The organism is Niallia sp. FSL W8-0951, assembly GCF_038006525.1.
Lineage (GTDB): Bacteria > Bacillota > Bacilli > Bacillales > Cytobacillaceae > Niallia > Niallia circulans.
In genome coordinates this window covers 3917379-3941606 of record NZ_JBBOVK010000001.1, presented here as the reverse complement: position 1 = coordinate 3941606, position 24228 = coordinate 3917379, and the positions used below count along the sequence as shown (strand labels likewise).

The following is a 24228-nucleotide window of genomic DNA, read 5'->3' as shown; positions in this document are numbered from 1 at the left end:
ATTACGTTGAACTGTATTATAAAAAGCATCTTTTAGCCAAACCCACTAAAAGATGCTTTTTAATATCATAATCCAGGCCATTCTTTAGACATCTGGCTTATGGCAGAGCTAGTATGGATTGATAGCAGGCTGAGACGGGGTGGTAATCTGTTTTGGGAGGTGAGGTTTTTACATTGCTATATTTTTCATTCTCCCGGTTAAGCAGTGTATACCAACCACCATGTTCATGATCCATGAAATACTGGGCGGAATAAGTGAATAACTGATTATAATAATCCCAGTATTTTTGATTCTTTGTTTTTGCAGCTAGTAAGGCTGCGGCAGCGATTGCTTCTGACATAACCCAGTAATTTTTATCCGTATCAATGACTTCTAAGCTTGGCGATAGGGCAAAATAAATACCTCCATATTTTACATCCCAACCTTGTTCCCATCCTTTTGCGAACAATTTCTCTGCAGTCTCCTGCATCCAAGGTTCTGATTGATGTCTGTCAAGCCACATTAAGAGTTTACTCCATTCAAATTGATGACCAGGGATAAATCCATATGGGCGGAATTCATCTTTTGTGTTGTTTTTATTGAATTGATAATCAGGCAGCCAGTCCGGTGTATAGTTTTCCCAAATCATTCCACTTGCACGGTCTGCTAATTCTTGGGTAACGCCCTCTGCTAGCTGGTAGGCCTTCTTTAAGTATTTTTCTTCATTTGTTGCTTCATATGCAGTCAGCATGGCTTCACACATATGCATGTTTGGGTTTTGCCCTCTATAAGAGGAAAGAGTGGTCCACGCAGCATCCCATTGGTCTTTGTAATATCCATGTTCCGGATCCCAAAAGTGATTTTCCACCACATTAAAGACGTTTTCCATCACTTCTCTGGCTTCTTTTATGCCAGCTTGGTAGGCGATAGAGGATGCTAATAATGTAAAGGCATGACCATAGGCCATTTTAGCAGCATCTTTTACATCCGTTCCATTCATTTCAGAGTAGTATCCATTATACTGTTTATCTAAATGATGTTCATGCAAAAATTGGATCCCATGTCGTGCGGCTTCTAAACACCAGTCTGGTCCATCTAAAATCGCACCAATACTAAAAATATAAATATACCGGCTAGTCGCTACTAAATGTTTAGTATCTGTGTCATAAATAGTACCATCATCTAAAAACCCATTAATATATCCGCCCTTTTCCTCATCGATACAGGCCGGATAATAAAAATGAAGTGTCTTAAATATATGTTTCTTCAATTCTTCCTTATCCTGATAATGGTCAGACTGGATATAACTTGAACCTTCCATATTGGCAACCCTCCTCCATTAGGTGATACCTTAAATAGATGGCAGCAATCAAGACAGTATTTCCTTTTCATGAAGAAAATACTGCTTGATTTTTTTAGCTGTCCGAATGACTTATTTATCTAATCAAGAAGACATATATTGTCCACCATTCACATGGATGAATTGGCCGGTCATATAGGCAGAACCTTCAGAAGCAAGCAGGATGTATGGTTCTACAAGATCTGCTGGTTGACCAGGACGACCAAGAGGGGTAGAAACGCCAAATGATTCTTGCAGGTCGGTTGTCATGGTTGCTGGAATAAGTGGTGTCCAAATCGGTCCAGGTGCTACACCGTTAACTCGAATTCCTTTTGAGGAGAGTTCTTGCGCAATGGAACGAGTAAAGGATACAATAGCCCCTTTAGTAGATGTGTAATCAATCAACGCTTTATTGCCAACATATGCATTAATAGAAGCGGTATAGATTAAGCTATCACCAACTGATAAATGGGGAATGGCAGCTTTAGTTAAATACACCATTGAAAAAAAGTTTACGTCAAATGTACGTTTCAATTGTTCAGCAGAGATTTCTAGCACACTGTTTTTTACTTCCTGACGTGCTGCGTTATTAACAAGGATATTCAGTTTTCCATGCTGCTGAATAACATCTTCAACTAGTTGATTACAAAATGCTTCATCCGCCACATCTCCAGCATGCAGCGTACATTTTACGCCTTCTTGCTCAATACGCTTTTTCGTATTTTCCGCATCCTCTTGTTCATTTAAGTAGGCGATAGCAATATCCGCGCCTTCCTTTGCATATCCAATCGCTACTGCCTTACCAATTCCGCTGTCTCCTCCAGTAATCAAGGCCACTTTTCCTTTCAATTTTCCAGAACCAACATGGGTTTCTAGCTCATAAATCGGGATAGGGTCCATTTCCTTTTCAATCCCCGGCTGCTCGGATTGTTTTTGAGGAGTGACTCCATTTGATAATATGGTTTGTTCGTCTAATTTACTCAATTGTAACGCCTCCTAAATTATTTATGTGTTATTTAACATTCCACCCTGTCTTGAGACTAAACTCCTTTTTGACATGCAACCGCTTAGTGGATTTTTTTACCTTTTTACCTAGGCGGAGTGTATAGCACCATCTGTCATATCAGGAATACTAGAGAATAAGTGGAATAGTTGATATATACCTTTTATAATTCGAGTGGCTCATATATTAATCGAATAATAGAGTGATGAAGTTTATCATAAATAGTGGCAGATCAAGGGATGAAATGAGAGAAAAGTAGGTTTCCAATTCTATGAGCTCTTGCGCGACTTTGTAGCAGATTATATGAATGAAGAAGAAGAGGGGGATCATAATAAAAAGGGAGTAATGAAACTCCCTTTTTTCACAAACATTAACTCTTTATTGATAATTAATGATCGCAGGGCTTGGATCCAGCTTTAAGACCTCTTCGGGACTTAGCACAGGTTTATCTTTGTTATAAAAGATTTTAAATCCACCGTATTGCACTGCTTCATTGCGCACGAATTTGCGATAGAGTGCCATTTTAGTATTAGAATCGCCCCAACCGTCATAATTTAAGGCTACTTCTACATTCTCGGTTGGCTTGATGGCTTCTTTGTTCGTTAATGCTTCGTCCATAAATTGATGGACAAGGACAATTTTATCGGGCAAATTATTTTCTTTTACCATTTCCGTTAAGTACTGCACTGCTTCTTGTACTTCAGCTCCGTCTACTTGACCAAGATTAACACCTGGAGTTTGTCCTTCTTTTACATGAAATTCCGTATCAATCGCTAGGTGGACATGAGGGAGCTTTAGCCATTTCTCAAGCAATTTCACCTGATTTAGAACGGAATCTGTTCCAAGTTGAACATCTAGCATAAGCAGGGCATCGTTTTCTTCCGCGAGAGTGGAATATTCATCAATTTGCTCTGGTGAAGTTGGATGGTAGTACTTCCCATCCGTCCCTGGATCACGCTGTGCTACGGTAGAAATGAGTTCAATCATTGGTACAGCAGGGCGTGAAGGGTCTGCATCTGAATATGCTTGGGTTTGCTCTTTTAATTTTGCCATTAATTCATCTGGTTCCATTTCTCCCAATATTCCCATTTTGGTAGAGTTTGGATGTCCGTAATACGCTATAAGTCTATGATTCTTTAAGGGACCATCGGTTTGGTCATCAGCACCCTTTACCAAAGTTTCTCCAAGTGGAACCATTCTAGTGCGATCTTCCCCACGGGCTTCTGCACTCGGCATCTTCTCTATTTCCTCTTCAGCTACCTTTTTGTCTAGAGGAGAAGCACCTTCTGTTGGTTCCATTGGTTTGTAGGCTGGCGGAGGATTCTCTTCTTTTATTGCTTTCTTCTCACCAGAAGACTTTTCTTCCTGTGTCTGTTCTTCATCATGTTGTTCACTTTCTTTAATAGTAGGAGTGTTTTTCGAACAAGAGATGAGGAAAACAACAAGGAGTACTCCTGAGAATAGCAAGGCTAGTCTTTTCATGTTGTCACGTCCTTATGTATATTCTTCTATCTATTATTCTAGATGTATTCCCTATATGCAACAAAGTTAACAGGGAATAACTTATTTTTCATAGAATAGGAGCATTTGGTTAATAGATTTACACTGTATTTTCAATGGTTGAACAGTTTGCGCATCCGTTAACCTAAAGGGTACCTTTTTCACAAAAACTTCCCGTTCATATAAATTTATCCTGCTGTAAAAGAAAAAAGAATTACCATTGAAGTAGAATGGATAATTCTTTTTTTATAAATAGTTATTTATTTGTTTTATCTCTTTCTTGCATTTTCCTTACATTATCTGAGTGGAAGGGAGAATTACTCACTTCATTAACGACACTAAATGGGTTACCATCCAAGTCAAAGAAATCAAAGAATTTCATTCCGCCAAAATCATCGATTTCTGTAGTAACGATGCCATTGTTTCTAAATTGTTGATGAGCAGCTTCAATATCATCAACGACAAAATTAAAATAGGAGTTCTTCTGCTCCCCTTTAATAATAAATTCAGTAGGCTGGGGGGATTCTACTTTTACTAAGGCTAATTGTGTTGTCCCAGCTGGTAAATAAAAGCCGGCACCATCCTCCCAACTATCGATTATCTTCACACCAAGAAACTTTACATACCAATCGGTAGATTTCTTCATATCTGTAACGGGAATAAATATACTACCTACTTTAAACATAATTTTCCTCCTTGAAATGAAATTCTTCCTTATAACGAATATAATAGTGGAAAAGTTACACTTATATATAAATTTATATAAAGAGGGGGAAACATGGTTTTTGAAGATATAGAGGTTGTGATTAAAAAACTTTATAAATATTGCTTAAGGTTGTCAGGGTCACCTTGGACAGCCGAGGATCTAGTACAAGAAACAATCCTAAAGGTTTATAAAATAAAAAAAGCAGAGCCGAAAAGGGAGTTTACATTTTCTTACTTATGTACGGTGGCAAAAAATCAGTTTATCGATGAGACAAGGAAATATAAAGAGAGTATTTTATTTAATGAGGATCTTTTCGGAGAGGCCTGCGATTTTATAGATTACGATGGTTTAATAGAAATTTTACTTACTACCTTACCTTTAAAACAGGCTATGCTGGTTACCTTGAAGGATGTATTTAGCTACACTTCAAAAGAAATGGCATCCATGTTAAGAATAAGTAATGAGTCGATTAAAACAGCACTTCATCGGGCTAGAAAGAAACTAAAATTACAAAATAATAATAAAGATATGGAAATTCCTTTTTCTAATCAAGAAATGATTATCGCACTTACTAAAGCAATACGGGAAGTAAAACCGATGCAAATATTTTATCTTTATCGACTATTAGAATCACAAAATTTTAAGGTCAGAAGAAGTTCTATCCATTCTCTATTCTATGTTATAGACCCGGATGGAAATATTTTAGAAATTACATCCTAGTAAGTTGAACTATATTCATACTAACAAAACGTGGTATATTAGTTTTACCCACAATTAGAACGGAGACTAATTATAATAATATTAATAAAAATCCTGGAGGCAAATATGCTATCATTTGAAGAAAAACTAAATATTATCGAGTCGTTCCCTCAATTAGAACGAAAGAATGTTTCTTTAAAACGCGTCAATTTTCATTATGCAGAAAGTGTAAGTGATAAAAAGAACGTCGTGTATCACTTACATCCCAATGGAAACGGATTTGTATATGCAGACAAGCTGAATGAGTATGAGACAGACGAAAAAGGGATGGTCAATATTAGAGATTTTTTAAAAGAAGAATTAATAGAAGTTATTGAAAAATCCATTCAATCATTAGGACCAAATATACAAGAAGAAGAGACGGTGGAGGAAGAAATCGTGGAAGAAGAAACATGGATTGATACGGAAAATAATACGCTCCTCCTTTTTCAAGAAGAAGGGTTTTGGAATATATATGCCGGAGTCAATCTAGAAAATAGTTTTTCCAGTTACGAGGAAGCTTGTGAATACTTAAGGGAAGAAGGCTTTAATAAATCTTCCATTTAAATATGTAGGAAAACAATCAGCCATACTCCATATGTAAGAGTATGGCGTTTTACTATTTTCATGAAAAATGGAACAGCTCAAGGGCTTATCCAAAAAGGAGGAGAAAGGACTTGAGTCAAAATAGGTTGATCCCCAATACCTTCTTATATACCTTTAATTATGCGGAGGAAGAAGAACATTTATGTAAATTAGAAGTTCGTTCTCTATTTCATGCTGACTTACATGCCTTTGTATTAGAGAGCAGAATAGATAGAGACCCAAGCAGGAGTCCTTTTATAAAAGAGAAAATAGCGGTTCTATTTACAGGTGATACGTTAGAAGAGCTAAAACAAAGGGTAGAGGCAATGCCTTCTTTGCCTAGTACTTATAAGGTAATCGGCATCAATTATCGGGACATAGATCCCCTTGATAAAATGGATTTTGATGAAAGGAAAGGGATTGCTAGACAAATTGGATGCTTGATTCCAGGTGCAGCGAGTCTTCATGATCCAGAGATAGTATTCGCTATTACCAAGTTAAAAGGAAAATGGTATTTCGGATACTATTCGGAAAATCAGGGTATGTGGCTTATTCACCAACAAAAGCCTCATAACTACTCAACTGCGCTAACTACCCGAGTGGCTAGAGCGCTAGTGAATATTGCAGTTCCAGAATTAAGAGGAGTGAAGGTGATTGATCCATGCTGTGGCATCGGGACAGTATTGGTAGAGGCTTTATCGATGGGAGTTAATATAACAGGCAGTGATTATAATCCTTTAGTCCTGAAGGGAATTCGGAACAATCTCGACCATTTTGGACTTTCTGGTCCTGTATTTTTAAGGGATATCAGAGACATAACAGAAATGTATGATGTGGCAATTATCGACATGCCATATAATCTTTGCTCCGTTGTTTCCGATGAGGAAAAATTTGCAATGCTGCAAAGCGCCCGTCGCTTTGCTAAAAAAATGGTTATCGTAACGACTGAAGATATAGATGGAATACTGGGTGAAGCAGGTTTTGAAATAGTAGATCGGTGTGAAGTCCCAAAGGGAAAGTTTATACGGCAAATAATCGTTTGCCGCTAAGGCATAGGGATGGAATAGATGAGGATTAACTAATACCAGATGAACTAATATATGATAACAAACAAAACGATTGGATTTATTACCAATCGTTTTATTTGCAAAGTTGTCTTCTTCAACGAAGCCCCCATTACTTTAAGTATATTTCTTAACAGGCTAATTCCTTTTTAATTCAATTATTATGGAAATCTTCCTATTTCTAAAGAGATATATCAATATCAGATTATTTTTATTATCCAAATTCACTTAACTTCCTTTACTTATTTTTGAAATCCCTTTCTTCTCAAATTAAATCTAATTTGTAATTTTTCTAAATTAAGATGAATAAACGATACCCCTGCTAATATTAGTAGTCCCCCTAATAGAGATACCTGTGTTGGTTTTTCACCAAGCCAATACCACCCAATCACAAAAGAAAGTGCTGGAGTTAAATAAAGCGAACTAGTTGCTACAGAGGACCCAACACGTAAAGTTAAGTAAGCTAATATTATATACGGAATAATGGTAGGGAAAATCCCTAAATATATGACGCTTAAAGTGGACGCTAATGAAGAGTTTGTAATTTCTCCTACTAAACCTGGGAGAAGAAAAAGCATACAAATAGTCCCAGCAATAATGGTATAAACAGTAAATTCGAAAAAACCATACTTCTTAATATAATGCGTTTGAAAAACAAAATAAAAACTTTCTGATATTGATGCTATAAGAATAAATAAAATTCCACTGCCAGTTCCAAACCCCCATGTTCCTAAGGAAATCAAAGCTACTCCAAAAAAGCTAATAATAGATCCAATCCATTTTGATATTCCGAATTTTTCCTGGAGAAACCAACCAGCTAAAAAAGCGCAAATAATCGGTGTAGTTGAGACCAGTAAACTGGCAATTCCTGAACTAACTGTCTTTTCTCCTATGTTTAATGCCAAATGGTATACAGTAAAGCCTAAAAATCCAAACAAAAATATAATGGGAATATCTTTAAATTCAGGCAATTTCATTTTGAAAATAATAGCAATTCCTATGAGTAATATAGAACCCACTAACATTCTAAATAGGGCAAGGTGTTCAGGTGTATAAGATTGTAATCCGACCCGAATCCCTGTAAAAGCTGATGCCCAAACAAAAATTATAAGGCAATTTGCCACTACTATCCTAATATTCAATTTATACGGCATATGTTCACATCCTCGATAAAATTTCCAACCAATTCTATTTTTCTTTTCCATAGTATTTAAGATTTGTTAAAATGTCTGCAACCAGTTAAAAAAGAAAAAAACCAACCACTTAAGGGATTAGGAAATTTTATAAGGAGGTAAACGGAATTGGTATTGAAAATTAAAACTCCAAAATATCAACAAATAATCGATTTTATTAAAGAGAAAATATCTAATGGAGAGTGGCCGATCGGAAGTAAAATACCTAGCCAAAGGGTATTAGCAAAAAGATTTGAGGTTAATAGAAGTACAATTATTACTGCTTTGGAAGAGTTAATGGCTGATGGATTAATTGAGGCTAAAATTGGATTAGGCACATACGTAGCGAATAACACATGGACTTTATTGGCTACAAACCCACCACCTGATTGGGATGAACACGTTAAATCTGGATTACTTAGACCAAGTCAATCAACTGTACAGGAAATAAATCTGGCCGAATCTAATGCTGATCTTATCCAACTTAGCAAAGGGGAGTTATCTAAAGATTTATTTCCCTTAGATACAATGAAATCTGTGTTAAGAAGAGTATCTGACCAATTAGAGGCTTTTGGGTATGAAGAACCAAAAGGGTTTCTTCCTTTAAGAGAAGCTTTGAGTGATTATCTTAAAACTATCGGTATTCAGGCTTCCCCTTCTTCCATTTTAATTGTGTCTGGTGCATTACAGGCTCTGCAATTAATTTCAGTGGGGCTACTCCATAGAGGTTCAAGTGTTTTACTGGAACAACCTTCCTATCTTTATTCCCTTCGTGTTTTTCAATCTGCTGGGATGAAGCTTACAGGACTACCAATTGATGAAGATGGACTTATACCTAACTCTATTTCCATCACAAATAAACAACGCAACAGAGCCATTTTGTATTCAATTCCTTGTTTTCATAACCCTACAGGTATCTTAATGCCTGACAAACGACGCCAAGAGCTCCTTAGCATTTGTAAAAAGGAACAGCTTCCTATGATTGAAGACGATATTTATCGAGAATTATGGCTTGATGAAATCCCACCTTCTCCTATTAAGGCAAATGATAAACATGGTCATGTATTGTATTTAGGCAGTCTATCTAAATCGTTAAGCCCTGGTTTAAGGATTGGATGGATTGTTGGGCCAGAACCAGTCATTGAACGATTATCCGATATTAAAATGCAGACAGATTATGGTTCCAGCTCCATATCTCAAAGAGTAGCAGCTGAATGGTTTAAAAGTGGGTTATATGAACAGCACCTTGGCTTGGTACGAGAAGAGTTAAAAAAAAGACGGACAGTCATGTTAGAAACATTAGAATATTATTTAAGCGATATAGCTTCTTGGTATACACCAAAGGGTGGATTCTTTATTTGGTTAAAAATAACTTCAAAAATTTCCATGAAAGAACTTTATGTAAAAGCCTTAGACAGAGGCATATTACTGAACCCTGGAAGTATATATGGTCAAAATTCTAACCGTTATCTTCGCCTTTCTTATAGCTATGCCTCCATCGCTGACTTGAAAAAGGGAATTTACCAGTTAAGCAAAATTTTAAGGGAACTTGTAGATAGTTAGATTGTAAATATTATGCTGTGAAAAAAATGGCTTCTCATTCTAATGGTTACTTTACCTTGGTTATCTATTCCGCTTATAGGCAAATAAACAATTAAGAAATATGTACTTACTGCTCTAACAATGAGTGTATATCTTGTTCTAGAAGGGAAATTTGCAGTAAAGAAAAAATGGTGATGGTTCCCTATAATATAAAACATATTGTCTTGGCCGAACTATCATTAATTAGTGAACCATTCTTTACTGGTTCTATTTGGATTCTCAAATCACATATGGAAATATATACAAGCATATTAGGTTTAGGTAATATTATTTCTCATTACAATTTCTAAGCGTTAATAGAAATAAGTTTATCAGTAATAATTTAGGAATGTCGTTTTATAGATATTCCTATTTTTTTCCTATTAGTAAAAATGTATCCCTTTATTTAACAGACGGATCTTTTTGTTTAAGTAGTATTATTTACAAGCTTTCTTGTTTCTTACTTATGCTTTGGCTATTTAAATACTTCAAAACTTTCTAGCTAAACAAGCAATAACAAGACAGAATAGCTCACCAAACCAAGGAAAAAAGCAACGAAACTGCTCTCTCTTTCTTCTGGTAACTCTTCCTTCAGTACATTTAAAATTATCCCCCCTGCCAAGAATGCTGTGAGCATGGAAATATAAATTTCTTTTAATTCGGTAAATAAGCCAACCAGCCATCCAAATAATATTGCTAATGTTAGTAACCATCTACCAAAATGGTCATATATTTCTTTGTGATCTTTTCTTAAACTGTGATCATTGGTAACAAAATGAACCGCCATTGCTAAGAAGTAGAATAACATTCCCCAGTTGCTTCTATATGTTTCTCTAATCAAAAGATAACCAATTAGCGCGTTATATACAAAAAAAGATGTTATATGAATCCAAAATACACCGGTTTTCGATTTTTTCGTCCCACTTTCTTTTTTTGAGTTTTTAACCATTTTTTCTAGTCCATAGAAAATAGTTAATCCCAGCAGAGCTATCAGATAGGCGTGATTTTCAAATAGGTGAAAAATTCCTTTATCTCCTAATTGCTCTAATACTCTTTGATGTTTGCTTAACTCGGGCATTAGATGGATAAATACATAAGAAACTGCTATACCACCAGCAATTGAGAGAAATCTACTTCTAGGTGAATCTTTGATAAACTTCATTGTTTTAGAAAAGAAGTGAATAAAAATAAATCCAATTACAAAAACAAGACTTAGACTAATCGTCATTTTAATCCCACCAAATTTTTAGGTTATGTACAGTAAATAACCTAAATCTACATAACAAAACCATACTCAGAGATTTTGAACCAGTTATTCTGCTAATTTTAATATAGTAAAACATTGGAATATTGGTAGTAGGCATGGACATCTTTCTCAGAAATATCACATCAATTCCTATTTAACAGCAAACACAAAAAATCCCTTTTGAATAGGAATTGAACAAAATGGATTTTCTTCTGGATTTTGTCTTTTATGTGAACACATTTATTTAAGTGTAAAAATATATTTCTTGTAGCAGGCATCAGAATTAAAACTATTGAAATTTCCTGAATGAAATAAAAATGACATACCAAATAACAAGCAAAATAACACCCCGATTGCACGATGACAATATCTATTGTTAAGAAGCGGTTAGGGTGTTATTTGCTATATTGCAAGCTAGCAAATTATAGTGTTTCTCCACAAAAACAGAACTACCTACTATTGAATCTACCTGATTTTTTTTGTTTTATCAGAAGGATAAAGGGTATATATTTCCATAAGTAATATATCAAGTTAGAAGTAATGGTAAAAAGTAAATGAAAGAAAAAGGATGGATAGCCAACATGTTGTTGAATAAAAAGATACTACTGTTCTTCAGTTTAATCGGGCTCTGCCTTTTATCTGCTTGTGCCGAAAAGGAGAAGCTTGCAGATGGATCTGAACTGATTAATAAAAATCAATTTGTTTTTGCTGCTTCTGGTGAGTTTAAGCCATTTAGTTATATAAATAACGATCTCACCATGTCAGGGTTCGATATTGAAGTTGGCGAAGCACTTGCAAAAGAAATGGGGCTTAAACCAGTTCAGAAGCGAATTAAATTCAAAGGGATTGTAGAAGGGGTGAAAACAGGACGTGCAGATGCAGCCGTTGCCAGTCACACCATTAATCCGCAGCGGAGCAAACATGTTGCCTTCAGTACCCCTTACTACTACTCGGGCCCGCAAATTTTCACCAGACCAGATAGTTCAATTAAGACGGTCAAAGATTTAAAAGGAAAGGAAGTAGCCGTTGCAAAAGGTTCTACATATGCCGATACTGCCTCCAAGTATACGGACAAAATAAAAACATATGACAGTGATATTACGGCTTTACAAGCGTTAAGCAGCGGTCGCCATGATGCAGTAATCACAGATTTTGTAACAGGGAAAAGTGCTGCACAGGAAGGGTTTGAGATTAAAGCCCAGCAGTTAATTGATCGCAGTGAACAAGCGATAGTTCTTCCTCAAGATAATCCAAAACTATTGAAGCGAGTAAACCAAGCCTTGGAAAAACTCCGAGAGGACGGGACACTTACTCGAATTAGTATGAAATATTTTGGAGAGGACATTACCACTAAACCAGAATAAATTTATACCAGAATAGAAAGGAAGTAATACTTTGCCAAGTTTTTCACATTTTTTTAACATACTAGCGGAAACAAAAGGTGTATTCCTAAAAGCTATGCTTTTGACATTAGAGCTGACAGCTGTTTCGATCGTACTCGGAATCGTCATTGGGCTTATCTTTGCCTTATTAAAAATTTCTAAAATCAAAGTGCTGGAGCTTATTTCCGATGCATATGTCTATTTGGTTCGCGGGACACCGCTGATTGTTCAAATATTTATTCTCTATTTCGGAATAAGTGGAATTTTCCTTCTTCCTGATTTTTGGGCTGCTTCCCTTGCGTTAGCATTCCATAATGGAGCTTATATTTCTGAGATTCTTCGTGGAGCAATTCAGGCAGTTGACAAAGGTCAGTTAGAAGCAGGACGTTCTTTGGGAATGACAAAGGCACTGACATTAAGGAGAATTATTCTTCCACAGGCATTTAGACGCGCGCTGCCACCTTTAGGTAATCAATTTATCATTAGTTTAAAAGATTCTTCGCTAGCTGCATTCATCTCCATGAATGAGCTGTTCAATGTAGCAACAACACTAGGATCCAATAATTTTGACGAAATGACCTATTTACTCATTGTAGCTGTCTACTATTTAGTACTAGTAGCACTGTTGACATTTGTAGTAAACCGAATTGAATTAAAATTAGCAGTAAGCGACAGATAGGGGCGAAGAAATTGAACAAGAAAGAAATGATTAGAATAAACCAATTGAATAAATCATTTGGAGACTTACATGTATTGAAAAATATTGATTTGACTGTTTATGAAAGTGATGTCGTTTGTTTAATAGGATCAAGTGGTTCAGGAAAAAGTACCCTCCTTCGCTGTTTGAATTTTTTAGAAAAAAAGGATAACGGCAGCATTATCATTGAAGGGAATGAGGTCAATCCAAGCACCGATAACTTGAACAAAATTAGGGAAAAGGTAGGAATGGTATTTCAAAATTTCAACTTATTTCCACATAAAACCGTACTGGAAAATATTATTGAAGCACCTATCATGGTAAAGGGTGTAGACAAAGATAAAGCTATCTCCAAAGCAAAACAGTTACTGCAAAAAGTAGATTTAGAGGATAAGGCAGATGTTTATCCTAGTAAACTATCAGGTGGGCAAAAGCAGCGGGTAGCCATTGCCAGAGCACTTGCAATGGAACCAGATATTATGCTCTTTGATGAGCCGACATCAGCACTGGATCCCGAGCTAGTGGGAGAGGTATTAACAACGATGAAAGACTTAGCAGAAGAAGGAATGACCATGGTGGTTGTAACCCACGAAATGGGATTTGCTAAAGAAGTAGCAGATAGTATTGTGTATATGCATGATGGAAAAATTATTGAACACGGTACAGCTGAGCAATTTTTTAACAATCCAAAAGAAGAAAGAACACAAGAATTTTTAAAAGCTACGATGCTTAAATAACAAAGAAGTCCTGTCTATACTTTAGGCAGGACTTCTTTGTTATTGTATTTGTAAATTGGATAAATTTCGTAAAATACGCTTGTAAATCTAAAGAAGACAGCCACTCATGATTCATTTTAATAGAGCTAAGAAGAGCATAATATTCCTTCACTTTTCTTTTCCAAAGACAGACCATAAAAGCAAGAATGAGGACGAAATGGTGGTAGATTACTTGTTAAAATAGGTCCAATAAAAGATTTGGAGGACAATAAAAATGAATATGATGAAGGAATTCAAGGAACTACACTTTTCAGATGATTTATTATTTCTTGGAAATGCCTGGGATATTCTTTCAGCTTTAACACTAGAAAAGGCTGGATTTAAAGCAATTGGTACAACTAGTTGGGGAATTGCTAACTCATTAGGATATTCAGATGGAGAATTAATTGATTTTGATCGACACTTAGCTATAATCCAAACGATTACAGAGAATGTAAAAATCCCTGTTTCCGCTGATATTGAAGCTGGATACAGTGAGGATCCTGATAAGATTATTAATAATGTATTAAGGACAGCTGAGATTGGAGTTGCTGGTATCAATATAGAGGATTCATTGAAAAAATCAAATGAATTGAGAGAAATAACGCAACATTGTAAACTAATGGAAAAAATGAGGGCAGCCTTAGATAGAAGTGGTTATAAAGACTTTTATATCAATGCCAGAACGGATACTTACTTAAAGGGGAAAAATCCCTTGCTGGAAACAATGGAACGAGCTCATGCATATGTGGAGAGTGGTGCCAGCGGGATTTTTGTTCCTGGGTTAAGAGAGGAAAAGGAAATTAAAGAAATTACAAAGAATGTTAGCGCTCCACTAAATCTATTATCTTTACCTGGGCTGACGAATTGTAATATGCTTAAAGAATTAGGAGTAAGACGATTTAGTTTTGGAAATGCCCTATCTGATAGTGTAATTGCTTATTTAGAAAAAAAGGCTGGCAAATTATTAGAGCTTAAGGATACGTCCTCTTTGTATGAAAAAGAAGCACTAGGATGAAAGGATAGTGGTTTATATGTCGACTAATCTCAATCTTTCATTTGAAGAGATGTGGGAGAAGATCATCAGTTGTGATCGTAAGTATGATGGGATATTTTTTACCGCAGTAAAAACAACAAAAATATATTGCCGTCCTTCCTGCAGATCAAGGAAGCCTAAAAAGAAAAATGTTGAATTTTACCATGATAGGAATGAAGTTGAAAAAGCTGGGTACCGTCCTTGCAAAAGGTGCCAGCCAGAAGTTGAGCATTCTCCTCATATTGAACTTGTCAGAAATATCATTACCTTCCTAGTCAATCATTATAAACAAAATTTGATATTAAAGGATATAGCAGCCCATGTCGGTTTGAGTCCCTTTTATTTGGAACGATTGTTTAAAAAGGAAACTGCTGAAACTCCACGTGCTTATTTAGAAAAAATACGCATTGATAAAGCGGCCCACCTTCTCAAAAGCACTGCTATGACAAACCTAGAAATTTGTTATGAGGTGGGTTTTCAGAGTTCCTCTAATTTTTACAAAGTATTTAGAAGCATAAAAAACTGTTCTCCTAGTGAATATCGCAAGGGATACCAACATGAATTGGATTGATTATGAATCTTATATAGAGATTTATCCTCCAAAGGAATTTAATTTTGAAGAGTGTTTAGTTTTTTTAGGCAGATCCGATCAGGAAGTGCTTCATCGGATGGAAGAGGGATTTTTATACAAATTGATAAAAGTGAATGAATCGTTGATTTTATGTAAAGTTGGATCAATCAATCATGCCATAAAGGTCGAATTTCCATTGAATCCTGAATCCAATGACATCCACAAAAAAGTGGCGGAGTATATTTGGGAATGGTTTGATTTGGATCAGGATTTGGAGAGCTTTTACCAAGTCGCAGATAAAGATAAGGTGTTAAGGACACTTACCCATAAATATCATGGTTTAAGAATTATGTGCATTCCCGATTTATTTGAGGCGATCGTGTGGGCAATTATGGGTCAGCAAATTAATTTAACATTTGCTTATACTTTAAAGAAACGTTTTGTTGAAAAATATGGAGAAAGCCTGACATTCCAAGAGAAAACCTTTTGGTTATTCCCCTCATTTGAAAAAATTGCGTCCATCCATGTCGATGATTTAAGGGAACTTCAATTTACTACAAGGAAGGCTGAATACATCATTGGCATTGCTAAAGATATGCAAAGCGGCAAATTAACAAAAGAATTATTACTTATGAAACAAGATGATCATCAAGTAAAAAAATCTCTTCTGTTGATAAGAGGGATAGGAGCATGGACGGCAGAGTATGTCATGATGAAATGCCTCCACTACACCTCCTCCTTCCCAGTTTCAGATGTCGGCCTTCATAATGCATTAAAGAATGTACTAGAGCTTAAGAGTAAACCGACTATAGAAAAAACAGAAGAATTAGCAGAAGGTTGGAAAGGCTGGCAGGCATATGCAACTTTTTATCTTTGGAGGTCATTATATGACAAAAATACATAAATTAGATTATGAATCGCCGATTGGAAAGATAGAAATAATTGGTACCCATGAAGCAATTATTTCTATTTTATTTTCTGAAGAAAATGATAAGAGCGTGAATTCATTACAACCAGAAACTCCTTTCGTTTTAGTAGAATGCTATAACCAGCTCGACGAATATTTTAAAGGCAAGCGTCATGAATTTTCCATCCCATACCAATTGGAAGGAACAGATTTTCAAAGCGCGGTATGGAACGCTTTAATAAAAATACCGTATGCTGAAACGGGGTCCTATAAGGATATAGCCATTTCTATCGGGAATGAAAGAGCGATTAGAGCTGTAGGAAGTGCAAATGGAAAAAACAAGTTAAGCATTGTCATTCCTTGTCACAGAGTAATCGGTTCAAATGGGACATTAACTGGCTATGCAGGAGGTCTATGGAGGAAAGAATGGCTTCTTCAACATGAGAGAACGTATCACAAGTAATTAAAATGTTTAATAATAATCCACACCAATCATGATAAAGATTGGTGTGGATTTTGTATTTTTATCATAGAAGAGAGTAATAATAGTTCCTTTTATTACTCAATAAGGTAATGGTTTCAGCTATCTTTTTTACTCCTAATCTTATTTGATGATCTTGTGCTTGTGATATACATAAACGGATGAGATTGTCTTTCTTGTAGTTGGACAAGAACATTCTATCAGTATCATCAATTAATATGTATGGAACCTACTTTCTATATAAGTTGCCCTACGTTGTTTACAGATTGTTAATTAATATAATTTCAAAGAACGGCATATATTTTTTGCCGATTATCTTTTAAGGCATTCTTTTTACTTCTTCTAGTTGAACATCATATAAAGCAATTTTATAATTTATCTTTTCTAAATGTTCTACGGTTTTATTAATATGCTCTTTTACACTTTTTTTGTGTTGAAGCATCATCTCTTTTCTTTCTCTTAATGTTTCATCACCATGATTATATAATTCAGCGTAACTTCTTATTTTTTTCAGTGGCATCCCAGTTTCTTTTAAACTTATGATAAAATCTACCCACTCAACAATTTCATCTGTATAAATTCTATGCCCATTCTTATCTCGTGGTGCTCTTGGTATAATCTTTTCTTTTTCATAATATCTCAATGTAGATTCAGTTAAATTCCTTGTTTTTGCAATTTCATCTATATACTTCATTTTTCCTCCTTTAATTAAAGTTACTTTAATTATGATTTTTATTTAAAATCTTTTGATGGGTTCTAAATATTGATATGAAAGCACTTTTGTTTTAGCTTGCGTTAAACCAAAGTTTAATTGATATACTTAATTTACATCAAACAAGGAGGAATTACAAATGAACAATGTAGAAAATAAAACCGTTATTATTACTGGAGCTTCTAGTGGAATAGGGAAAGCTACAGCTATAAAGTTGGCAAATAATGGAGCGAACGTTGTATTAGCTGCACGTCGTAAAGACTTATTAGAAGAAATTACTACTACTATTAACGAAAACGGTGGCACGGCTGTTTACAAAGTTACTGATGTTACTAATGCTCATCAAATGGAAGAACTTGCATCATTTGCTTCAGAAAAATTCGGAAAAATTGATGTCCTTATTAATAATGCAGGGGTAATGCCTCTATCTGAACTTAAAAATAGAAAAATTCACGAATGGGATTTAATGGTAGATGTAAATATTAAAGGTGTCCTTTATGGTATTTATGCTGTTTTACCTTATATGCGTGAACAAAACAATGGTCATATAATTAATCTATCAAGTATTGCTGGCCATATTGTTTTTCCTGGTAGTGCTGTTTACTGTGCTACAAAATCAGCTGTGAGATCAATAAGTGAAGGATTACGTTTAGAAGAATCTTCAGATAGCAATATTAGATCTACAATTATTTCACCAGGATCTATCCTTACTGAATTATCAAAACATATTACAGATCAAGAACAAAAAAATGCGATAAACCAAATTGAAGAGTCTGTGGGTATTGAGCCAGAAAATATTGCTGAAGCAATTTATTATGCAATTAATCAGCCAGAAGAAGTAGGAGTAAATGAAATATTAGTACGTCCAACAAGGCAACAACTTTGATAGTAAAAGAAAAAAGTAACATTTTATATGGATAGTTAACATATTCATTCCTATAGACAGCAATCATGAAAACAAAGACGGAATTTGTCCATATTTGGGCAAATTCCGTCTTTTACGTTTGGTAAATAACTAGAAGAAGCTTTTACGTATGTTTCCAATTAGCTTATCTCCATCGTTAAAAAGTTTCTAAAATCCCACTATCTCTACCTTACAACCAATCTAGTACTACGCTAGTTTATAGTTCTATAGGTCATTAATGGTCCCCTTTTAGCTTTCCTCCCTAGTCTCTATTGAATAATTACTGTACAAAAAAAGGTGATTTCTGCTGGACAAATAAACTATGTCACTAAAATACAGCATATCGCCATTACTTAATCCAGATTCGTTTAAACTATGATTTCTTCTTTTTAAATAAGAGAGATAGATAAAAAGGGGTTCCCTAACTTGAAAAAAATGGTTACTATATGGAGGATTACATGTGGACACACAAAAAACATATCCATAGCTTAAGTTTAAGTTAGGAATAAACTGCCGTATGAAACAAAGGAGTATAACATGAGAAAACGCAGTATTACTGTCAAGTTATTCGCTGTAACGTCTATATTCTTTTTGGTGTTTTACGCCATGATTATGATATTTCAGTTAGTATTCTTTGACCGTTTTTATCAACATCATAAAACGAAAGAAGCAGCAAGGCACATCCATCAGTTAGCAGAGGGATATGAGCAAAATTCTTGGAGTGAAGCAGAACTGACAAAACAGACCTTGTCCTACATAAAGAAGACAAAAAGTCCGTTGACGATTGTGGACACAGAAGGTTATCAGTTGGTACAAGATCCTTTTAATATCATGTTGGATACAGAGGATGGCGAAATTGTGGAAGTATCGCTTTCGTTACTCATCACAGATTACGGAAAACAAGTACAAGCATTAAATATTGCAAAGGGAGATAAAGTGATTGTGCAAGGGGAAGTAGATGCTCTAGTTCCTTCAGTCATTTATCCATCTATTATTACGAAGGATAGCTCTAGTGTCGGAGAAAGTCAGGCTGAGAATGAAGTGACCATCAAAGGGAAGGTAAAAAGTATTTCGCTGCCTAAGGGGAAAGTGGCAAGTAGAGGGTTAGGAATTCTCTATGATGCACTATTGGAATGGTTTCCTCTTCAAGAGAAGCAGATAAAGCAGCTTTCCGAAGGAGAAAGCCTGCAGCTAGACTGGGTGGAGTCATGGAGTGGAAAACATTATTTAGTATTAATGGAGCCAATTAAGAAAGACGGAGAAATGCAAATTATGTTCTCTGTCACATCTCTTCAGGAAATCAGAGATACCAATGAATCACTCCGAATATTTTATGTATATATCGGGATTGCTGGCTTTATTCTCATTCTTTTATTGTCGTTATTCTTCTCTCGTCTTGTTAGTAGACCATTAATTAAGCTAAATGAAATGGCAAAAAAAATGGTGCATCTAGACTTCACATCGCTGAAGCCGATTAAGCAGAAGGATGAGCTGGGGAGTTTGGCGAACAACATGCTAGTTATGGCGCAAAACTTGGATATTGCATTAAATGGTTTGAAAGAAGCCAACGGAAAGCTGAAGGAAGATATGGAAAAACGACTGCAAATGGAGAAGGAGCAACGTGAATTTTTCGAACATGCTTCCCATGAACTGAAGACCCCTCTTAGTATTGTTAAAAGCTTTGCAGAGGGACTGCAAGATGGAATCAGTCCTGATAAACAAGATCACTATATAGAAGTAATTATTGAGGAATCAGAAAAGATGGAAGTGCTGATTAAGAATATGCTGGATTTGGCTAAGTTGGAGAATGGTGCAATCAAACTACGGAAAACATCTTTCTTGCTTAGTGAAATGATTGAGGATTTGGCAAATAAACTATTTTGCATAGCCAAAGAGAAAAATGTGGTAATTGAAATCATGCCGAAGAATGAACAGCATATTTTGGCAGATTATGAGTGGATGGAACGGGTAATGAAAAATCTTCTTATTAATGCAATCCGCCACAGCGAACCTGACTCTGTCATTAGGATTCGTATCGAATTAGATCAGGAAAATGGCAACAGTGTGTTCCAAATCGAAAATACAGGTGCACAGATACCAGAAGAACAGCTGGATAAAATCTGGAAACGTTTCTATCGGGCTGAATCTTCTCGCAGCCGAATGACGGGTGGGACAGGATTAGGATTGGCCATTGTTCAGCAAATACTTAGCCTGCATGGCTTTCATTATGGAGCAGAAAACATACCAGGCGGTGTGCGTTTCTATATTTACTTTTGTTAATGGTAATAATTTCTTATTAGGACACATGAAAGACATATAACCTTGTTAATATCTTTAAATTGGAAGGAAGATTCACGATGGGGAAGAAAGTATTGCTTGTCGAGGATGAAGTGAGAATTCGAGAAGTCGTAGCTGATTATTTTAAAAAGGACGGCTGGGAAGTATATGAAACGGATAATGGCAGCAGTGCAATAGATTGGTTTGATGCTATATATCCTGATTTAGTTATTCTTGATATTATGATGCCGCAAATGGATGGGTTTGCTGTCACCAAGCAGGTTCGCATGAACTCTGGCGTACCCATTATTCTGCTGACAGCGAAATCCAGTGATGATGATAAAATCCATGGCTTTGAACTTGGAGCTGATGATTATGTTACCAAGCCGTTCAGTCCAAAAGTGTTAGTAGCACGCGCTAATTCTTTAATGAAACGGGCAAAAGAGCATTATCTGCCGACCGGTCATATGATAAGCTTCGGTGAGGCAATTGTTAATACAAAGTCTCATCAGCTTCAGCTTGCAGGCCAACAAGTCGAATTGACGCCAAAGGAATATGAATTATTAGTTTTCTTGCTTCAGCATAAAAATAATGTCCTTTCACGTGAAACAATTTTGAATCATGTATGGGGATTCGACTTCGATGGTGATAGTCGAGTTGTGGATACACATATTAAAAAGCTTAGGGCTAAATTAAGCTTTGAATCCCATCATATCCGGACTGTTATTGGAACAGGCTATAAGTTTGAATAAAAGAAAGGAGAGAGAAGATGAATAAGCTTAAACAGTTGTATAGGCATACTGGCGTCCGGTTTGCTTTACAGACTTGTTTTTATTTTGCCATCCTCATTACCTTATTCTTGATGTATGGCTTCCATACGGCCAATACAGGCAACTATATTTATAATGATTTCTAAATGGAGAAGATAATAAAATGAAACTTTTAACTCGTATTGCGCAGCATGCGGTAAGAAAATCAGAACAGATAGCATATCGTACAGAAGGCCAGATGCTGACTTATGGAATGCTCTGGGATAAATCAAGAAGGCTGGCAAGCTTATTACATGCTATTAAGCTTGAGAGGCAGACGCCAATTGTAGTGTATGGACATATGGGAATAGATATGCCGGTATCGTTTCTCGCTTGTGTTCAGGCCGGCCATCCTTATATACCGGTAGATACGTCGATTCCAATCGAACGGGTACGTCTTATTGTCGAAAAATCCGGTGCTGGAGTGGTAATTAATACGACAACTAGCAAGCTGGATTTTGATGGTGTTATAGTTTTACAAATGCTAGAAATGAATTTGGAACAAATAGAGCATATTGGAGAAGAGTACTGGGTCCAAAGTGATGAGGTTTTTTATATCATTTATACGTCCGGCAGTACTGGAAATCCTAAGGGAGTTCAAATAACTGCAGCGAATCTACAATCCTTTACCGATTGGATGACAGGGGACTTTCCGTTAGGGGAAGGAAAGGTATTCTTGAACCAGGCACCCTTTTCATTCGATTTGTCTGTAATGGACTTTTATCCAGCCTTACAGAGTGGGGGTACCATTCATACGCTGGAGAAAGAAGTAAGCAATAAACCGAAGCTTTTGTTTGAGAACTTAAGTCATTCGTCTATACAAATATGGACCTCGACACCATCCTTTGTGCAAATGTGTTTTCCTAATCCTGATTTTGATCAAAAGATGCTTCCAGAGCTTGAACTATTCCTTTTCTGTGGGGAAGTATTGCCACTTGCTGTAGCCAAGGAGCTGAAGGAGCGTTTCCCAAGAGCGAGAATTTTTAATACCTATGGACCTACAGAAGCAACAGTAGCGGTGACGTCTATTGAAATCACGGAAGAATTGCTTACGAAAGAGAAGGCTCTGCCAGTAGGCTATCCAAAATCGGATATGAGGGTTTTCGTTTTAGATGAATTGGATAATCCGCTCCCAGAAGGAGAAAAAGGTGAACTTATTCTTGCGGGGCCAAGTGTATCAAAAGGATATCTCGGTGAGCCGCAACTGACAGAAAAGGCATTTGGCATGATAAACGGAATGAATGTATATCGTACTGGAGACGCAGGCTTCATTCAAGACGGTGTGGTGTACTGCCAAGGAAGAATGGATTATCAAATCAAGCTGCATGGCTATCGGATGGAACTGGAAGAAATTGAGTTCCACCTGAATCAGTCTGAATATATTAAGAATGCCATTATTATTCCTTATGCACCAAATGAAGAAATTGAATACTTGATTGCGGCAGTTGTTCCAGAGGATCATGATTTTGATAAGGAATTCAAACTGACAGCTGCTATCCGTAAGGATCTTGCTTTGCGCTTGCCAGCATATATGATTCCTCGTAAATTTACGTATCATTCTTCTATTCCCATGACGATAAATGGAAAAGCAGACCGTAAGAAGATGAAGGAAGAGGTACTCGCATGACCCCGTATAGCTCTTTCCTTTTCTTCATAATTCTAGGTATCTTGCTGCTGCCGACGATAATCCTCGGTATAAAGGGCAAGAACCTGCGTTTTTACAATGTATTTGTTTCTATTGTTGTATTGGCCATTATCTTTTCTGGTGGGAATGCAGGCTTTTTCTCGTTAGTAGTTTTCACTATCCTTCAAGTGATATTGGTAAAAGGCTATATTCATTATCGCCAGGAAAAGAATAGTAGTCTCGTATTTTATGTAATAAGCTTTCTATCCATTCTGCCTTTAATTTTATCTAAAGTCTTGCCTATTTTGGCAGTGGATAATTGGGCGAGTTTTCTAGGTATCTCTTATCTGACATTCCGAGCTGTCCAAATTATTATTGAAACAAGAGATGGATTGATTAAAAATCAGCTTTCGATTTATCAGCTTGTTAATTTTATGTTATTTTATCCGACCATTTCATCGGGGCCGATTGACCGTTTCCGTCGATTTGAGAAGGATGAGAATAAGCGTTGGACACCAGAGGAATACAGAGATCTGCTTTATAAAGGGATTAACAAAATCTTCCTTGGTTTTTTGTATAAATTTATAATCGGCTATTGCATTAATGCGTATTTCATCATGAATTTAACTTATATTGCAGATGGTAAGCTTTCTTATCACCTGCTATACATGTACAGCTATAGCCTATACCTATTCTTTGACTTTGCCGGCTATACGGCATTTGCAGTCGGAGTCAGTTATATAATGGGTATCCGGTCACCGGAGAACTTTAATAAGCCATTTATGAGCCGTAATATAAAGGATTTCTGGAATCGATGGCATATGTCTTTGTCATTTTGGTTCCGTGATTATGTGTTTATGCGCTTTGTTTTCTTAATAAAGAAGAAAAAATGGATAAAGAACAATATGCTCGTTTCAAATTTAGGGTATATTCTCCTGTTCCTTTTGATGGGTGTATGGCATGGATTAGAGATTCAATACATCATTTATGGAGCATATCATGCCCTGATGATGAGCGGTTTTAATTTCTTCGAGACTTGGAATAAAAAACATAAACGCTGGCCAACAGGAAAAGCGATGACAGTGGTTTCTATCATTATTACTTTCCATGTCGTTTGTTTCGGTTTTTATCTGTTTTCCGGCAAACCATTTCAATAAAAA

Annotated in this window: 24 protein-coding genes; 17 read left to right on the top strand and 7 right to left on the bottom strand. The window is 36.0% G+C overall.

The features are described from left to right. Positions 1-97 precede the first annotated feature (97 nt). The 4 genes from NSS71_RS19175 to NSS71_RS19160 all read right to left on the bottom strand — a co-directional run bounded on the left by NSS71_RS19175 (position 98) and on the right by NSS71_RS19160 (position 4506). On the bottom strand, positions 98-1300 hold the full coding sequence (locus NSS71_RS19175; RefSeq protein WP_341151925.1) for an AGE family epimerase/isomerase: 1203 nt from the start codon (positions 1298-1300) through the stop codon (positions 98-100). Between the two features lie 123 nt (positions 1301-1423). Further along, a complete protein-coding gene (locus tag NSS71_RS19170; protein WP_445668939.1) occupies positions 1424-2302 on the bottom strand; it encodes an SDR family oxidoreductase in 879 nt (292 codons plus the stop codon). Positions 2303-2699: 397 nt separating this feature from the next. Further along, positions 2700-3803: a hypothetical protein gene (locus tag NSS71_RS19165; protein WP_095258343.1), complete on the bottom strand. Its 1104-nt coding sequence runs from the start codon at positions 3801-3803 to the stop codon at positions 2700-2702. A 274-nt stretch (positions 3804-4077) separates the two neighbouring features. After that, positions 4078-4506 carry a VOC family protein gene (locus NSS71_RS19160; protein WP_095258331.1) on the bottom strand — a complete coding sequence of 143 codons (429 nt, stop codon included), beginning with the start codon at positions 4504-4506 and terminating at the stop codon, positions 4078-4080. Positions 4507-4599: 93 nt separating this feature from the next. Between NSS71_RS19160 and NSS71_RS19155 the strand changes: the two genes are divergently transcribed. The 3 genes from NSS71_RS19155 to NSS71_RS19145 all read left to right on the top strand — a co-directional run bounded on the left by NSS71_RS19155 (position 4600) and on the right by NSS71_RS19145 (position 6899). Continuing rightward, positions 4600-5247, top strand: coding sequence for an RNA polymerase sigma factor (locus NSS71_RS19155; RefSeq protein ID WP_095258330.1), 648 nt, complete (start codon positions 4600-4602; stop codon positions 5245-5247). Positions 5248-5352: 105 nt separating this feature from the next. Then, positions 5353-5832 carry a hypothetical protein gene (locus tag NSS71_RS19150; RefSeq protein WP_341151924.1) on the top strand — a complete coding sequence of 160 codons (480 nt, stop codon included), beginning with the start codon at positions 5353-5355 and terminating at the stop codon, positions 5830-5832. A gap of 110 nt (positions 5833-5942) precedes the next feature. Beyond that, positions 5943-6899, top strand: coding sequence for a TRM11 family SAM-dependent methyltransferase (locus NSS71_RS19145; RefSeq protein ID WP_341133341.1), 957 nt, complete (start codon positions 5943-5945; stop codon positions 6897-6899). 257 nt (positions 6900-7156) lie between these two features. On the opposite strand, the gene NSS71_RS19140 is transcribed toward NSS71_RS19145, so the two are convergent. Further along, on the bottom strand, positions 7157-8119 hold the full coding sequence (locus NSS71_RS19140; protein ID WP_373694329.1) for a DMT family transporter: 963 nt from the start codon (positions 8117-8119) through the stop codon (positions 7157-7159). Positions 8120-8215: 96 nt separating this feature from the next. Here NSS71_RS19140 and pdxR point away from each other — a divergent pair, with 96 nt between their 5' ends. Beyond that, the gene (pdxR, locus tag NSS71_RS19135) at positions 8216-9649 is read left to right on the top strand and encodes a MocR-like pyridoxine biosynthesis transcription factor PdxR (protein WP_061797167.1); all 1434 of its coding nucleotides are present in this window, start codon (positions 8216-8218) and stop codon (positions 9647-9649) included. Positions 9650-10169: 520 nt separating this feature from the next. On the opposite strand, the gene NSS71_RS19130 is transcribed toward pdxR, so the two are convergent. Then, positions 10170-10895, bottom strand: a complete 726-nt coding sequence (locus tag NSS71_RS19130; protein WP_061797162.1) for a hypothetical protein — start codon at positions 10893-10895, stop codon at positions 10170-10172. A 599-nt stretch (positions 10896-11494) separates the two neighbouring features. Between NSS71_RS19130 and NSS71_RS19125 the strand changes: the two genes are divergently transcribed. The 7 genes from NSS71_RS19125 (at position 11495) to NSS71_RS19095 (ending at position 16724) form a co-directional block, all read left to right on the top strand. Continuing rightward, a complete protein-coding gene (locus NSS71_RS19125) occupies positions 11495-12277 on the top strand; it encodes a transporter substrate-binding domain-containing protein (protein WP_047940993.1) in 783 nt (260 codons plus the stop codon). Between the two features lie 31 nt (positions 12278-12308). Continuing rightward, positions 12309-12974 carry an amino acid ABC transporter permease gene (locus tag NSS71_RS19120; protein ID WP_047940992.1) on the top strand — a complete coding sequence of 222 codons (666 nt, stop codon included), beginning with the start codon at positions 12309-12311 and terminating at the stop codon, positions 12972-12974. A gap of 26 nt (positions 12975-13000) precedes the next feature. Continuing rightward, the gene (locus NSS71_RS19115; protein WP_061797312.1) at positions 13001-13729 is read left to right on the top strand and encodes an amino acid ABC transporter ATP-binding protein; all 729 of its coding nucleotides are present in this window, start codon (positions 13001-13003) and stop codon (positions 13727-13729) included. 253 nt (positions 13730-13982) lie between these two features. Then, positions 13983-14765 carry an isocitrate lyase/PEP mutase family protein gene (locus NSS71_RS19110; protein ID WP_341151923.1) on the top strand — a complete coding sequence of 261 codons (783 nt, stop codon included), beginning with the start codon at positions 13983-13985 and terminating at the stop codon, positions 14763-14765. 16 nt (positions 14766-14781) lie between these two features. Continuing rightward, a complete protein-coding gene (locus NSS71_RS19105) occupies positions 14782-15354 on the top strand; it encodes a bifunctional transcriptional activator/DNA repair enzyme AdaA (RefSeq protein ID WP_047941053.1) in 573 nt (190 codons plus the stop codon). After that, on the top strand, positions 15341-16258 hold the full coding sequence (locus tag NSS71_RS19100) for a DNA-3-methyladenine glycosylase family protein (RefSeq protein WP_251687790.1): 918 nt from the start codon (positions 15341-15343) through the stop codon (positions 16256-16258). The genes NSS71_RS19105 and NSS71_RS19100 overlap by 14 nt, the downstream gene beginning before the upstream one ends. After that, positions 16242-16724, top strand: a complete 483-nt coding sequence (locus NSS71_RS19095) for a methylated-DNA--[protein]-cysteine S-methyltransferase (RefSeq protein ID WP_095320374.1) — start codon at positions 16242-16244, stop codon at positions 16722-16724. Before NSS71_RS19100 ends, NSS71_RS19095 begins: the two co-directional genes overlap by 17 nt. 337 nt (positions 16725-17061) lie before the next feature. On the opposite strand, the gene NSS71_RS19090 is transcribed toward NSS71_RS19095, so the two are convergent. Then, a complete protein-coding gene (locus tag NSS71_RS19090; protein WP_061797150.1) occupies positions 17062-17436 on the bottom strand; it encodes a MerR family transcriptional regulator in 375 nt (124 codons plus the stop codon). Between the two features lie 157 nt (positions 17437-17593). On the opposite strand from NSS71_RS19090, the gene NSS71_RS19085 reads away from it, so the two are divergent. The 6 genes from NSS71_RS19085 to dltB all read left to right on the top strand — a co-directional run bounded on the left by NSS71_RS19085 (position 17594) and on the right by dltB (position 24225). Next, complete coding sequence (locus NSS71_RS19085) at positions 17594-18340, top strand: SDR family oxidoreductase (protein WP_251687792.1); 747 nt, start codon at positions 17594-17596, stop codon at positions 18338-18340. A 555-nt stretch (positions 18341-18895) separates the two neighbouring features. Then, positions 18896-20638, top strand: a complete 1743-nt coding sequence (locus tag NSS71_RS19080; protein ID WP_251687794.1) for a sensor histidine kinase — start codon at positions 18896-18898, stop codon at positions 20636-20638. 77 nt (positions 20639-20715) lie between these two features. After that, the gene (locus NSS71_RS19075; protein ID WP_047940984.1) at positions 20716-21387 is read left to right on the top strand and encodes a response regulator transcription factor; all 672 of its coding nucleotides are present in this window, start codon (positions 20716-20718) and stop codon (positions 21385-21387) included. Between the two features lie 17 nt (positions 21388-21404). Continuing rightward, complete coding sequence (locus tag NSS71_RS19070; protein ID WP_082138248.1) at positions 21405-21551, top strand: teichoic acid D-Ala incorporation-associated protein DltX; 147 nt, start codon at positions 21405-21407, stop codon at positions 21549-21551. A 17-nt stretch (positions 21552-21568) separates the two neighbouring features. Next, positions 21569-23071, top strand: a complete 1503-nt coding sequence (gene dltA, locus NSS71_RS19065; protein ID WP_172885209.1) for a D-alanine--poly(phosphoribitol) ligase subunit DltA — start codon at positions 21569-21571, stop codon at positions 23069-23071. Further along, positions 23068-24225, top strand: a complete 1158-nt coding sequence (gene dltB / locus NSS71_RS19060; RefSeq protein ID WP_047940982.1) for a D-alanyl-lipoteichoic acid biosynthesis protein DltB — start codon at positions 23068-23070, stop codon at positions 24223-24225. Before dltA ends, dltB begins: the two co-directional genes overlap by 4 nt. The last annotated feature ends 3 nt before the right edge of the window (positions 24226-24228 follow it).